The organism is Paenibacillus sp. GCM10027628, from assembly GCF_042676385.1.
GTDB lineage: Bacteria > Bacillota > Bacilli > Paenibacillales > NBRC-103111 > Paenibacillus_E.
The window spans coordinates 158,155-171,937 of record NZ_JBHTHA010000002.1 but is presented as its reverse complement, the minus strand read 5'-3'; the positions used below and the strand labels follow the sequence as shown (position 1 = coordinate 171,937).

Here is a 13,783-nt window from a genome sequence, read left to right as displayed (position 1 = left end):
CATGGAAAAGCTGTTTGAAAAGCTGTTTAGCGACAAAAAAAAGCCTTTTGATAACTTTTGGGTCACGTGGTTCTTTTACTTGGCATTTCCGATTATGAGCTTAATCTCAAAGCCGTCTGCACAAATGTGGACCGGCTTTGCTTTGTTAGCCGTTTTTGTAGTTCTTATCATATTAGGATTTAAAGATAAGAAGCGAAGAGTGGCCTACATTATCGCTCTGATTATTTTAATCTCGTACTTTACGGTTAACGACAGTCCTTACATGGTATACATGTTTTTTTATACCATTCCGATGATCGGTATGTTGCCTTCGACGAGACAGTTCATCACCGTATTATCCGTTCTGCTGATCTCTGTCGTAACGGTTGTTACTCTCGATTTTGACCGATTCTATGGAGAAGGACTTTGGTACATCTTTCCATCGTTAGTCATTTTGTTTATATTGCCTTTTGGGATGCGAGCGCGGATGAAAGCGAATGAATTGAAAGAGAAACTGACGCTCGCCAACGACGAGATTGCGCGGCTGGCCACGATTGAGGAAAGGCAGAGAATTTCCCGCGATCTGCACGATACGCTGGGTCATACGCTTTCATTAATAACGCTGAAGAGCGAATTAGCCGAGAAGCTCATTCTCAAATCACCTGAGCGCGCCGTACAAGAAGTGAAGGATATTCAAGCGACTTCTAGAGCTGCGCTGAAGCAAGTGCGGGAATTGATATCGGGTATGCACGCCGTCTCGATTCAGGATGAGATTCAGCAGTCCAAAGGGATTTTAGCCGCCGCATCCATTGAGTTTGAAGTTCAGGGGGCTCTTGATCAGTTTCAAGCTCCGCCTATGGTGCAAAATATATTCGGCATGTGTTTAAGAGAAGCCGTCACTAATGTCGTTAAACACAGTGGAGCCAGCAAATGTTCGCTGATTCTGCAAGAAGAATCCGGCAATTGGATGATGACGATTTCCGATAACGGCGTTCCTTGCGAAGGGCGTCCGGAACGGGCTCAGTCAACAGGCCGCGGTTTACTAGGCATGAAGGAAAGGCTGGAACTTATCGACGGCACAATGTCTTTCCATATGGGGAAGGGTGCAGGGACGCGGTTGATCATCAAAGTTCCGAGAATCATTAGGGGGATGTAATAGTTATGCGAGTCATTATCGCGGAAGATCAGGGTATGCTTCGCGGGGCGCTCAGCGCTCTGCTCGATTTGGAAGAAGATATCGATGTCGTCGGGCAAGCTGAAAATGGGGAACAGGCATTAGAACTCATCCTAAAGCTAGAGCCTGATCTCTGTATTATGGATATTGAAATGCCGAAGCTTACGGGGCTGGATGTTGCGGAGAAAATCAAAGAGTCCGGGATCTCCTGTCGGGTTGTCATCCTGACGACGTTCTCTCGTTCCGGCTACTTCCAGCGGGCGATGAAAGCCGGTGTTCGCGGTTACTTGCTTAAAGATGCCCCCATACAAGAATTGAGCGAAGCGCTGCGTAAAGTACATGGTGGCGGCCGCGCGGTATCGCCGGAGCTGGCGCTGACGTTCTGGGAGACGGAAAATCCGCTGACGAGCAAAGAACAGGAAATTTTAAAGCTTATTGCACAAGGGTTGTCAGCTAATGAAATGGCGCAACAGTTGTTTTTATCAAGCGGAACGATTCGTAATTATGTTTCTGAAATTTTACAAAAGCTGGACGCCAAAAATCGGATCGATGCCATTGCCATCGCTGAAAAGAATGGCTGGCTAAACTAAACGCTGCTCGTGACTGACAAAGTCTGCGAGCTTTTTTCTTTTGTCCAATGAGCGGGAACATCCTCTGTACCAGCGTCAATAGAATGATAGAGAGATGTCCTTATAGGGGAGGTACTACCTAAACATAGTACTATAGCCTTTTAGTTAAAAGGCTTACAATGGAGAGTAATTTACCACATGCCTGTGGAAGGGGTTGAATGGAAGTGTATTTTTTTACATGAAACCAAAATTAATTTCTTGCGTCTAATACTACGTAATGCGCATGGCTCAGTGTATATTTATTGATGAAATTTTGTTATTCTGATAGTTGCTAGACGGCCTATGTTTTTTTATTCTATAAAGTGCAACCTTATTGGATGCAGCTGCGTCAGTAAGATTGCAAGAGGGAGGGATCCCAGTGGTAGCACCCGAACTGGTTAGAGCCGCTCAAGCCGGTGACCGTGATGCTCTCATTACCCTATTGCGAGAAATCGAGGCTCACGTCTATCGAACCGCTTATTATATTTTGAACAATGAACAAGATGCCCTGGATGCTTCGCAGGAAGCCTTGCTTCGCATTTATACCAAAATTAATTCATATGAAGAAAAAGCGCTGTTCAAGACGTGGGTGCAGCGGATCGTGACGAACATCTGCATTGATAAATTTCGCAAGGCGAAGCCAACGGTCTCCATTGATGAGCATGAAATGACATTTACAGCGGAACATAATGTAGAACATGAGATTATGACCGGTTATTTAGCGAAAGATATTCGTGAAGCGATCGATAGACTTCCCGATCACCACCGATCTGTTGTTGTTCTTCGCTACTTGCAGGACTTTTCGTATCATGAAATTGCAGAGTCGTTAAACTTACCGCTGAATACGGTAAAGTCTTACTTATTTCGAGCTAGACAGCAATTACAGTCGCTGCTCCAAGAATATCAGAAAGGAGGTGTTCGGGGATGAATTGTCAAGAGGTGATGGAGCTTATGCAAAGACAACTGGATGGAGATTTACATGCACAGGAGATCGATGAGCTTGAAGCTCACCTGATGCATTGCTTAGAGTGTGCAGAAATGTTCGAACGATTGCAGCGCTTGTCCAGTGAGTTGACCCAATTGCCCAAGGTCGTTCCTCCATACAGCTTGGTCGATGCGATCTTGCCGCAATTAAGTGAGCTTGACCGACATGCCGCGGCTTCCATTACCGATCCGGCGATTGCTCTTGGCACTGAAGCTCCATCCGTGGCAGACGGGCAGCCGCGCAAACTCCCTTGGACACGCCGTTTCGGGTCGCAATTTTCTTGGAAGTTCGCCGGGGGCGTCGTTGCAGCGGGCCTTATTATCGGATTTTTTACTTTCAACATGAAACATCCGGTGCTGGATCAAGCCGACGGTTTGCTTCCGCCTGCAACCAAATCTGAGTCCGCCAGTAAAGCTCAAAACGCTGCTCCGGCCGGCGCCGCTACCGCCGGTGCGGCTGATCAGAAAACGACGACGAAAACCTCCGATATCGCAGGTACTCCTGCTACCGGAGCTGCGAAGCCGGATAAAGCCGAACCTGCATCTGGCGGAACTTCGCAACCGTCAACCGACGCGAAGCTGGAGAAACCGAAGGCCATGGATCCATCCGCTTCTCCAAAGAGTACGTCTAAAGATCCGTCTGCGCGTATGGCACCGGCAACGACCGAGCCTGAAAGGTTGAAGGATCCGCAATCTATCGGGTCCGCAGATACGAATGGTCCTGCGGTTAGTCCGTCGGAAACGGCCAATCCGGATCAGGGAATTGCGAAACAGGACGATACGCATGCTGTCAATACGTTAAAAGCTGGGGAGCCTACACCGTCTCCAGTTGCGAAAAAGACAGATCCGCAAGAAAAATCAGAGAAAAAGAACGGTTTTTATTCTTTAACCTCTCAGTTGAATCGTCCATTGAAATCACCGACAGGCACTTATGAAGCTGTCATCGAGCAGCGGCATGTCGTCATTCGGGACAGCTCCTCTCAAGAAATCGTTTATACGTCCAAGCAGGAATGGCCGGAATCCGATGAGCTTTCCCTTGTAGAGTGGTCCAAAGACGACAAGTTGACTTATCAGGTAATCAGCGGCGATACGTCCAAGACGATCGTTATCGACGTGAAAGCGAAGACGGAAATTTCCCCATAATTTATTTGCAAAACGTATGCACCAAACGGATGCATCTGCGTATGATGTATGAAAAGCGAATTCGCCATCAACCGGTGGTTCGTCACTCGGCCAAAGGTTTCTAGAGCCTTTGCACCGGTGTTTAAATAGATGCTGTTTCCGGGAGGGAAACCTTTCGGGACAAATTCTTCCTTGTTGCTCGGCAAAGGGATTGCGTCAACGTCTTCGGACTTTGACGCAATCCCTTTGTTGTTGGTAAGATGAAGTTGTTAAGATAGAGCGCTATGTTTACGTAGGAAGATTTAAGATGCTTTAAGATGCCAGCTTCCCAAATGGAAGCTCTAAGGAGTGTACTGAATAACGATGGATGCCAAGAAAGCGCTAAAAGACATTCAAGCAGGGCGGCCGGCGCCGGTTTATTTGTGCTACGGACCCGAGAAATATAGAATGAGAGAATTTATTCAATTATTGTCGGAGTCGTTGATCGAACCGGAACATAGAGAATTTGCGGTCAGTAAATTCGATTTGGGTGAATTCAGCCTTTCAGCGGTGCTGGAGGATGCAGAGACGCTGCCGTTCATGGTGCCGAAGAAGCTCATCATCGCGACGAATGCGCTATTTTTCACAGGAGCGAAGGAGAGCACCAAGGTGGAGCATCACCTGGATCGCCTGATCGACTATCTGAAGTCTCCGGCGGAGCATACGGTGATTGTTTTTACCGTCGATGCGGACAAGCTTGACGAGCGCAAGAAGGTCGTGAAATCGCTCAAAGAGCATGAAGCGGCTGTTCCTTTCCTCTCGCTCACTGCGGAGGAGCTGCAGCAGTGGGTGACCAGGCAAGCGCAGAAATCAGGTTTTACTTTTGCTGTAGGCGCGGCTGATCAGCTCATCCTTTACACGGGGGGAAATCTGCAGGCTTTATCGGCTGAGATTGAGAAAATCTCCTTGTATGTAGGGGACGGAGGCACTGCAACGGAGGATACCATTGACCAGCTCGTAGCGCGCAGTACGGAGCAGAATGTATTTATTCTCATCGAAGATATCGTCAATTTGCGGCTGGAACGAGCGTTTGTCATCCTGGAAGAGCTGCTCAAACAGCGTGAAGAGCCGATTAAGATTGCAGCGCTCATCGCCAGGCAGTTCCGCATTATGCTGCAGGTCAAAGAGCTGAGCAAGCAGGGCTATTCCCAGCAGCAGATGGCTTCGCAAATCGGACTTCATCCGTTCGCGGTGAAAGTAGCTGAGGGCCAGTCCCGCAAATACGAGACGGATAAGCTATGCACGATCATGTCGCAACTCGCCGATCTCGATTATCAGATGAAAAGCGGAAAGATCGATAAGGTGTTAGGGCTTGAAATGTTTCTGCTCAGGCTGGCGGCATAATCGAATCCCCAAAAAGTGAAAGCTTTTTGGGGAGCACCATTTTGCCGGAACGAAAAAAGTCCAGTTCTCGTGGGAGAGCTGGACTTTTGTTTGTATGTTCTTGGGTTACGCTTGAGCCGTAAGAGCGTTCAGCTTTTTAGCCAGACGGGACTTCTTGCGGTTAGCGGCATTTTTATGGATTAAACCTTTAGAAGCTGCTTTGTCCAATTTCTTAGAAGCGTTGATCAAAGCTTCTTTGGCAGTTTCTACATTATTGCTTGCAGCTGTTTCGAAAGCTTTCACAGCAGTACGCAGTGCGGACTTTTGGGAAGCGTTGCGAAGACGGCGCTTTTCGCTAACTTTTACTCGTTTAATAGCGGATTTAATGTTTGGCATGAAATTCACCTCCTACTTCACAAAACACGTTCAACGTTACATTTGCATGTTTGCTGACAACTTTAAGTATTCTACCATGCAAAAAGTGAAAATGCAAGACCTGTCAATAGGTTTCACCATCCTTCTTTTTTGAATAACAGGTAAATGTTCGTCGCACAATAAGCTTTGCAATGCTACCTGAGAAAGGGGAACAGTTATGGATTTGAACGCATACTCCACACATATAGACCTTGCGTTAGATGCAAGAGACTTGGCACAGGCTGCCAATCAGGGACAAGCCATACCGGGCATTGAGACGGATACGAAACGGGAGAACGGGATTCGTGTAACCAAGATCAATGTGCTGAATGAAGAAGGCTCCAGGGCGCTCGGTAAGCTTCCCGGTCATTACATAACAATTGAAGTGCCGGCTCTACGGCAAAAGGATACCCAGCTGCAAGATCGTGTGGCAACGAAACTTGCGCAAGAATTTGGCCAGTTTTTGCTCGAGATCGGGATCCCGAAAGAGGCAAAAGTACTCATTATCGGGCTAGGCAATTCCAGCGTTACGCCCGATGCGCTCGGCCCGCTCGTCGTGGATAACGTCATGGTGACGCGCCATTATTTTGAGCTGATGCCGGATGATGTAGGACCGGGGTACCGCGCTGTAAGTGCAGTTGCACCTGGGGTACTCGGCACGACGGGCATAGAAAGCAGTGATATCGTTCAAGGGATCGTAGAGAAGTCGCAACCGGACTTCATCATTGCCATCGATGCGCTTGCTTCCCGCTCTTTAGAACGCGTCAATACGACGATTCAAATCGCCGATACGGGCATTCATCCAGGCTCGGGTATTGGTAATAAGCGCAAGGGGCTAACCAAGGAAGCCTTGGGGATTCCGGTGGTTGCCATAGGCGTTCCTACCGTCGTATACGCCTCCACGATCGTTAACAATGCCTTTGATATGATGCAGAAGCATTTCAGCGAGCAGACGAGCAATACCGGACAGATTCTGGGGCTTCTGGACGGAATGAAAGAGGAGGAGCGCCTGCTGCTGGTTAAGGAAGTGCTGAACCCGGTCGGGCACGATCTGCTCGTAACACCGAAGGAGATCGACCAGTTCATCGAGGATATAGCCAATATAATCGCAAGCGGCTTGAACGCTGCGCTGCACGAAGCTGTCAGTGCCGACAATGTTGCGGCTTATACGCATTAAATCGTTCATGAAAGCTGTTTCTACGTAACGTAGAGACGGCTTTTTTAATTTTCGGGTCATTAACTAATTTATGGATAATTTTAGAAGGAGAAAGAAGCGGGATGTCGAAATGGTTCTCAACGAAAATGAGAATCGGGAAGTGAGATTATGAGTCATTCGGAAAAAGCCAGGTTATTTATCGGCTCATCCGCGGAAAGCATCGAAGTCGCTGAGGCCTTGCAGGCTAATCTTCACTATACATTTGAAGTGACGGTATGGAGTCAGTTGTTGTTCCCGCCTTCCCAAACGACTTTAGCGCCCCTCATCCAGAAGGCGAAAGCGTCTGATTTTGCTATCTTTGTTTTTCAACCCAGCGATTTGACGCTGCTTAGAGATACCGTTGTCAGCACGGTCAGGGATAACGTGATACTGGAACTTGGTTTATTCATCGGGCAAATAGGCTTAGAGAGAACGTATTTCCTTATTCCGGAAAACGAGCCCTTCCATCTTGCTACGGATTTAATCGGCTTAACCCCATTGAAGTATAATCCGCATCATAGCGCCGGACTTCTAGCTGGATTAGGGCCGGCCACGTATACAGTGAAGCAAATGTTTAAAGAATTAGGGCCTCGAGCACAATGAAGCCAAAATTATTTATCGGCTGTTCCCAGCAAAGCTCAATATGGGCGGAATTTTATCAAACCCAACTCCAGGCGGTCTCAGAGGTTACGGTCATACATCAAGGTGTACTTGCTGCTTCGCACCATAAATTGAATATGCTGAAGAAGCATATGGAAGAGACGGATTTTGGGCTCATCATCTTAACGGATTCAGATATGGATAACGCTCCGGTCTATCATAATCTATTAATCTTAATCGGGTTATGCTTAGGAGAACTAGGCCACAACCGAACGTTTATCGTCATGCCTAAGAATCGTCCATTGCCTGACTATCTGGAAGGCTATCATCCATTGATGATCGCTGGGCATGATGGGCACGAAGGATTGGAACAACTTGCTGGGCCGCATCTGTATCCGCTGAAAACAAGCATCCATGCGCAAAAAAGGCGCTATAAAAAGTCGGATATACGCAAAAATGATGCGCTTCGCAGTTTCCTGTTCGATTCCTTGGATTCTCTCAACGTTTCCAGCGTAGATTATGATAGGGTGCTGGATAAATTTCATAAGACATTTGATTCCAATTGTGGTATAATTGAGCTTCAAGAAGTGACCGCAGCAACCTTGTTTGAACTGCTGGAGGATGGCGTCACATTGAAGCAATTCGGCCGTGCAGGCCAAGTTGGCAGCCATCATCAATTTACCATAGATGATCCTACGAGTTATATTGCCGAGTGTTATCGCGGCCAGGATACGAACATATACTTAGGTCGAGCCAAAGATAAAGAGGATGGAGAATTTGAATACATTTACTGTGTAAAGCTGCATCCGACGATTGTGTCATCCATACATTTCAAAACCAAGACGGATATCCCGTCTAGAAATCATCATCAGGTGATGATGGAATTATCTGAACGAAACGCTAAGCTGGTGTCTTCACTCAAATCCATTGTGAAAGGAAGGATTCCTTATGTTGAAGCCCATGAAGAAAGCTCGTAGCCAAGCTCGCCCCAAGAAGGGCGATAAGTCTTCCGGTTCCAAACTGGTCAAGCTTTATAACGGTCCGACTGTGTTAAATAAAACCAGCGGCGTAACGATTGTTGCCAAAGGTTCTTTTGATTTTGAATCCGTTGTATAACTAACTCCATACAAGCTATAAGCAATATACAGACGTCGAAGCCAGTAATGGCATGCGGCGTCTTTTCTTTTTCTCTATCTGAAAAAATCTATGAATTCGAGTTCTACTGAAGAAGCTCGTTTCATAGATTAAAGTAAGATAGATTAGGAGGAATCACACAATGAAATGGACATCCGCCACACTTAATCTCAGCCATGTTCGCAAAACGTTTCAGAGCGCCGGCTCAGTCGGGAAGACATTTTTCCTGCTTAGTACCGCTACGCTTGCTCTGTTCGTCTTTATTGGGGTCGGAGGCTTTCTTCAGGCCAAAGTGAAGACGACCTCCCCTGTCTCTTCGATGAAAAGTCTTGCCGCATCCGTCACGAATCAATTTTTTATTGATATGTTAGGCATGGAAGTGCCGCATCTACATAAGGACCAACAGAAATTTACATTTTCTCAGCACAATGTGTTTAATTTTGCTTTTCGTTTTATGACGGATATTAACCCGCATGATCCCAAAAGTCTGGTTGCCAGCGAAGTGCCTGGCATGGATCTGTCGAGAAGCACGGTGCTTGTTAAAGGAAGCGATGCGAACTCTAGTGAACCATACGATCTTACACCGTCAAATAACGTTTTGGCAGGCGAAGCGAAAAACCCGCCTCAACCAACAACGACGCCGACCTCCACATCCGTACCGCAGCCAACGCAAACTGTCGCCTCATCCGGTCAACCGCCTAAAACAGCAGGCAGCAATATCGCATTCATCTATCAAACGCACAGCAATGAATCGTTCCTTCCCGAGCTTAAGGGGATTACCGACCCAGACAAAGCTTACAGCGATAAGGTCAATGTGATTTCAGTAGGCAAAAGACTGGCGCAAAATCTGGAGAAGGACGGCATTGGCGCCGTACATTCCGAAACGGTGTATCCGAGCACAGTGAAAAACTTTGAGTATCCGTACTCTTATAAATATTCGTTGAAAACGCTCCAGGAAGCCGCAGCCGCTCATCCGGACCTTCAGTATTACTTCGATATTCATCGTGATTCCGCAGGACGCAGTAAAACGACGGCTACCATCGACGGCCAAGACTATGCGCAGGTGTACTTTATTATCGGCGGCAAAAATCCGGATTGGAAGAAAAATGAAGAATTCGCAAATAAAATTCATCAAGTGTTGGAAGCTAAACATCCCGGCATCTCCAAAGGTATTCATGCCAAAGAAGCGAACGAAGGCAACGGTCTTTACAATCAAAATTTCTCGCCGAATAACATCCTGATAGAAGTCGGGGGCCCATACAACACAATGGAAGAATGCTACCGGACAACGGATTGGCTGGCGGACGCCATATCTGAAGTCATACTGAACGCGAAAAAAGTTGATGCACCGGTTCCAGCGCCGAAGCAATCATAATGATGCGTTGGATGGAGGAGGAGTAGATGAGGATGAAACATTTTTATCTTAAAGTTAGCTTATTTGGACTGCTGCTGCTGTTTTGCATCTTATTCGGCGTAAGCCTGGCATCAAGCGGAGTGGAACGGATCCAAGGGCCGCTGCCTGCTTCCTCCACAAATACGCAGGACAGCGTAGCAAAGTCGAAGGCGCAAGTGACAGCGCTGGCCGCTGAAACTACGCCTCCGTCAAGCAAGACAGACGCGAAGAACAAAACTGTCAAAGAAGCGGAAAAAGCCAAAGCGGAGACGGAAGCTAATGACGCTCCCGTTGCCGATCATGATAATTCGCTGAACCATGTCGGAAACAAGCTCGGCGACCTTTTGCAGATCGTTGCGCATCACGGAATCAAGCTATTCGTATCGATTTTCGACGCTGTCCTTGGCAAAGGATGATGTCCGCACATTGCTGCAACTTCCTACAACTGCTATAATGAAAATTATTTGCATGTAGTGGGGGTTAGTCTTTAGCATGACGGACATTCGAGCTAGACAAAAGAAAATTCGCAACTTTTCAATTATCGCGCATATCGACCACGGTAAGTCGACACTTGCCGACCGCATTTTGGAATATACAGGAGCGCTCTCTTCCCGTGAAATGCAGGAGCAGGTGCTGGACCAGATGGATCTGGAGCGGGAACGCGGCATCACCATCAAGCTGCAAGCCGTAAGATTGAATTATCGCGCCGATGATGGTGAGCAGTACATCCTGAATCTGATCGATACGCCGGGACACGTCGACTTCACGTATGAAGTATCCCGAAGCCTCGCAGCCTGTGAAGGAGCGCTGCTCGTTGTAGACGCAGCACAAGGGATCGAAGCTCAGACGCTTGCAAACGTCTATCTGGCGCTTGATAATAATCTCGAAATTTTACCTGTTATTAATAAAATCGATCTGCCGAGTGCTGATCCTGAGCGAGTGAAGCAGGAAGTGGAGGACGTGATCGGACTTGATGCAAGTGAAGCGGTGCTGGCTTCCGCTAAGGCCGGAATCGGTATTAAAGAAATTTTGGAGCAAGTGTGTCAGAAGGTACCTGCGCCTCAAGGCGATCCGGACAACCCTTTGAAAGCACTGATCTTCGACTCTCATTACGATGCCTATAAAGGTGTTATCGTGTATGTGCGTGTCGTTGACGGTTCCATCAAAGCCGGCTCCAAGATCAAAATGATGGCGACGAACAAAACGTTCGAAGTCATCGAGGTAGGAGCGTTCAAACCGCGCATGTCCATCGTCGATTCGCTCGACGTAGGCGATGTAGGCTTTATCGTAGCAGGTATCAAGAATGTTGGAGATACGCGTGTCGGGGATACGGTGACCGAAGCTAATCGTCCTGCACCTGAAGCGCTGCCTGGTTACCGACGGATTAATCCGATGGTATTCTGCGGACTGTATCCGATCGAAACGTCCGATTACAACGATCTTCGCGAAGCGCTGCAAAAGCTGGAGCTGAACGATGCATCGCTGCGTTTTGAGCCGGAGACGTCATCAGCACTGGGCTTCGGTTTCCGTTGCGGGTTCCTTGGACTGCTGCATATGGAAATCATTCAAGAACGTATCGAACGCGAATTCAACATCCCGCTGATTACAACGGCGCCAAGCGTAATTTACCGCGTCACTTTGACCAACGGCGAAGTGATGGATATCGATAATCCGTCGAACTACCCGGATCCGCAACGTATAGATTTCGTTGAAGAGCCGTATGTCAAAGCTTCAGTCATTGTACCAAACGATTACGTAGGTACAATCATGGAGCTTTGCCAAGGCAAACGCGGCGAATATATCAATATGGAGTATCTGGATTCCAATCGTGTTACGCTGACGTATGACATCCCGCTCTCAGAGATTGTTTACGATTTCTTCGATCAGCTAAAATCCAGAACAAAAGGCTATGCTTCATTTGACTATGAAGTTACAGGTTATAAAAAGTCTAATCTCGTGAAAATGGACATTCTCCTGAATGGCGAACAAGTCGATGCCTTGTCCTTCATCGTGCACCGTGACGGGGCTTATAACCGCGGTAAAATTATTTGCGATAAGCTGAAGGAACTGATCCCGCGGCAAATGTTCGAAGTGCCGATCCAGGCGGCAATCGGACAAAAGATCGTCGCCCGTGAGACCGTCAAAGCAATGCGTAAAAACGTTCTCGCCAAGTGTTATGGCGGCGACATTTCCCGTAAGCGCAAGCTGCTCGACAAGCAGAAGGAAGGGAAGAAGCGCATGAAGCAGGTCGGCAGCGTTGAGGTGCCGCAAGAAGCGTTCATGGCTGTTCTCAAAATCGACGAGTAGACGTTATAGCATTAAAAAGATGAAGCCGGGGTGGCAGAGTACTCTGCCCCTTGGCTTTTTCGCTCAGAAAGGAATGATTAACGATGCTAGTTACCTATGCGGCCCCAACGGCTGTATACATTCATATCCCGTTTTGCACGAATAAGTGTCATTATTGCGACTTTAATTCCTATGTGCTAAAAGGTCAGCCGGTGATGGAATATCTGGATGCTCTTGAACGCGAAATGGAGTTGACGGTAAGAGAGAATCCGCCTGCGAAGGTAGAAACGATTTTCGTTGGCGGCGGGACGCCAACCGTATTGCTGCCCGATCAGATGGAGCGGTTTCTGCGAATGGTTCGGACTTATTTTCCGGCGAACCCGGCTGAAGTTGAGTTTTCTATGGAGGCTAATCCCGGAACGACCGATGAAGATAAACTGGCTGTCATGAAAGAAGGCGGCGTGAACCGCATCAGTTTCGGCGTGCAGTCCTTCAACAATGATTTGTTGGCGGCGATCGGGCGCATTCATAATACCGACGACGTATTCAGAAGCATCGAGAACGCGAAGAAGCTGGGTTTCAGCAATTTATCGATCGATCTGATGTTTGGACTCCCGAAACAAACGGTAGATATCATGCAAGCGACGTTGAATGAAGCATTGGCTCTGGATTTACAGCATTACTCCATCTATAGTCTAAAAGTTGAAGAAAACACGTTGTTCCACACATTGTTCCACAAAAACCAACTGCCGCTGCCAAGCGAAGATGAAGAAGTGGACATGTATGAACTCATCATGCGCCGACTGGAGGAAGCGGGCTACCAACAGTACGAGATCAGCAACTTCGCTAGGCCTGGCTACGAGAGCAAGCATAACTCGATGTATTGGCGCAATCGTTCCTATTATGGTCTCGGCGCCGGGGCTCACGGCTATATGAACGGAAAGCGACACGTAAACGTTAAAGGTATTCAGCCTTATATAGACGCCACTAAGCAGGGCTTGCCGATTACGGAGCAATTCGAGGTGACGCGTCAGGAAGCTATGGAAGACTTTATGATGGTCGGCCTGCGTATGCTGGAAGGTGTGAGAAATGCCGATTTTATGTCCCAGTTCGGAGTCACCATCGAATCGCAATTCGAGGCAACGTTAGACGGCTGGCTGCGTAAACAACTGCTCGAGCGGACTGCGGATGGTTATAGGCTTTCGAAGCAAGGCATACTGCTAGGCAATGAAGTATTTGCCTCATTTCTTTCCTGACCTCGGCTGAGAGTACCGATCTGAGCTGAATGCCGATTTGATTCCGAGATGCGAATTAGCTGGAATTCCTCCCGTTAAAAGAGATGTTTACTCTGCGTTTTCGTAGTTTACATGGAAAAACTCCCGTTAAAACAACCAATTTAGCGACTAATATTGAAAATAATCTGAATTAGCGGGAGAATTTCCAGTTAAATTTTTCTATAAACAGTTTCATGTTCAATTAACGGTATGTTTTCCAGTTCCTAATAAGGTCTCGCATTGGAGCTGCAAAGTGGA

General features: G+C 47.5%; 14 protein-coding genes. 13 read left to right on the top strand and 1 reads right to left on the bottom strand.

The features are described 5' to 3' along the window. Position 1 precedes the first annotated feature (1 nt). The 5 genes from ACFQZT_RS02055 to holA all read left to right on the top strand — a co-directional run bounded on the left by ACFQZT_RS02055 (position 2) and on the right by holA (position 5,250). Positions 2–1,135 (top strand): sensor histidine kinase, encoded by a 1,134-nt coding sequence (locus ACFQZT_RS02055; protein ID WP_379296043.1) that lies wholly within the window; start codon positions 2–4, stop codon positions 1,133–1,135. A gap of 5 nt (positions 1,136–1,140) precedes the next feature. Beyond that, the gene (locus tag ACFQZT_RS02050) at positions 1,141–1,743 is read left to right on the top strand and encodes a response regulator transcription factor (protein ID WP_379296041.1); all 603 of its coding nucleotides are present in this window, start codon (positions 1,141–1,143) and stop codon (positions 1,741–1,743) included. 397 nt (positions 1,744–2,140) lie between these two features. Beyond that, on the top strand, positions 2,141–2,689 hold the full coding sequence (locus ACFQZT_RS02045; RefSeq protein WP_379296039.1) for an RNA polymerase sigma factor: 549 nt from the start codon (positions 2,141–2,143) through the stop codon (positions 2,687–2,689). After that, positions 2,686–3,888, top strand: coding sequence for an anti-sigma factor family protein (locus ACFQZT_RS02040; protein WP_379296037.1), 1,203 nt, complete (start codon positions 2,686–2,688; stop codon positions 3,886–3,888). Before ACFQZT_RS02045 ends, ACFQZT_RS02040 begins: the two co-directional genes overlap by 4 nt. Before the next feature lie 342 nt (positions 3,889–4,230). Continuing rightward, positions 4,231–5,250 carry a DNA polymerase III subunit delta gene (gene holA / locus ACFQZT_RS02035; RefSeq protein WP_379296035.1) on the top strand — a complete coding sequence of 340 codons (1,020 nt, stop codon included), beginning with the start codon at positions 4,231–4,233 and terminating at the stop codon, positions 5,248–5,250. A gap of 105 nt (positions 5,251–5,355) precedes the next feature. Here holA and rpsT read toward each other — a convergent pair whose 3' ends face one another. Beyond that, positions 5,356–5,625, bottom strand: a complete 270-nt coding sequence (gene rpsT, locus ACFQZT_RS02030) for a 30S ribosomal protein S20 (RefSeq protein WP_379296033.1) — start codon at positions 5,623–5,625, stop codon at positions 5,356–5,358. A 196-nt stretch (positions 5,626–5,821) separates the two neighbouring features. Between rpsT and gpr the strand changes: the two genes are divergently transcribed. The 8 genes from gpr to hemW all read left to right on the top strand — a co-directional run bounded on the left by gpr (position 5,822) and on the right by hemW (position 13,507). Next, complete coding sequence (gene gpr / locus ACFQZT_RS02025) at positions 5,822–6,820, top strand: GPR endopeptidase (RefSeq protein WP_379296031.1); 999 nt, start codon at positions 5,822–5,824, stop codon at positions 6,818–6,820. A 147-nt stretch (positions 6,821–6,967) separates the two neighbouring features. Beyond that, positions 6,968–7,441 carry a TIR domain-containing protein gene (locus ACFQZT_RS02020; protein ID WP_379296029.1) on the top strand — a complete coding sequence of 158 codons (474 nt, stop codon included), beginning with the start codon at positions 6,968–6,970 and terminating at the stop codon, positions 7,439–7,441. Next, the gene (locus ACFQZT_RS02015) at positions 7,438–8,415 is read left to right on the top strand and encodes a TIR domain-containing protein (protein ID WP_379296027.1); all 978 of its coding nucleotides are present in this window, start codon (positions 7,438–7,440) and stop codon (positions 8,413–8,415) included. The genes ACFQZT_RS02020 and ACFQZT_RS02015 overlap by 4 nt, the downstream gene beginning before the upstream one ends. Next, positions 8,387–8,554, top strand: a complete 168-nt coding sequence (locus tag ACFQZT_RS02010; RefSeq protein WP_379296025.1) for a hypothetical protein — start codon at positions 8,387–8,389, stop codon at positions 8,552–8,554. Before ACFQZT_RS02015 ends, ACFQZT_RS02010 begins: the two co-directional genes overlap by 29 nt. Before the next feature lie 160 nt (positions 8,555–8,714). Further along, a complete protein-coding gene (gene spoIIP, locus ACFQZT_RS02005) occupies positions 8,715–9,947 on the top strand; it encodes a stage II sporulation protein P (protein WP_379296023.1) in 1,233 nt (410 codons plus the stop codon). 32 nt (positions 9,948–9,979) lie between these two features. Then, positions 9,980–10,381, top strand: coding sequence for a DUF3679 domain-containing protein (locus ACFQZT_RS02000; protein ID WP_379296022.1), 402 nt, complete (start codon positions 9,980–9,982; stop codon positions 10,379–10,381). 76 nt (positions 10,382–10,457) lie between these two features. Beyond that, positions 10,458–12,272, top strand: coding sequence for a translation elongation factor 4 (lepA, locus tag ACFQZT_RS01995; RefSeq protein ID WP_379296021.1), 1,815 nt, complete (start codon positions 10,458–10,460; stop codon positions 12,270–12,272). An 83-nt stretch (positions 12,273–12,355) separates the two neighbouring features. Then, positions 12,356–13,507, top strand: coding sequence for a radical SAM family heme chaperone HemW (gene hemW / locus ACFQZT_RS01990; protein WP_379296020.1), 1,152 nt, complete (start codon positions 12,356–12,358; stop codon positions 13,505–13,507). Positions 13,508–13,783: the final 276 nt, after the last annotated feature.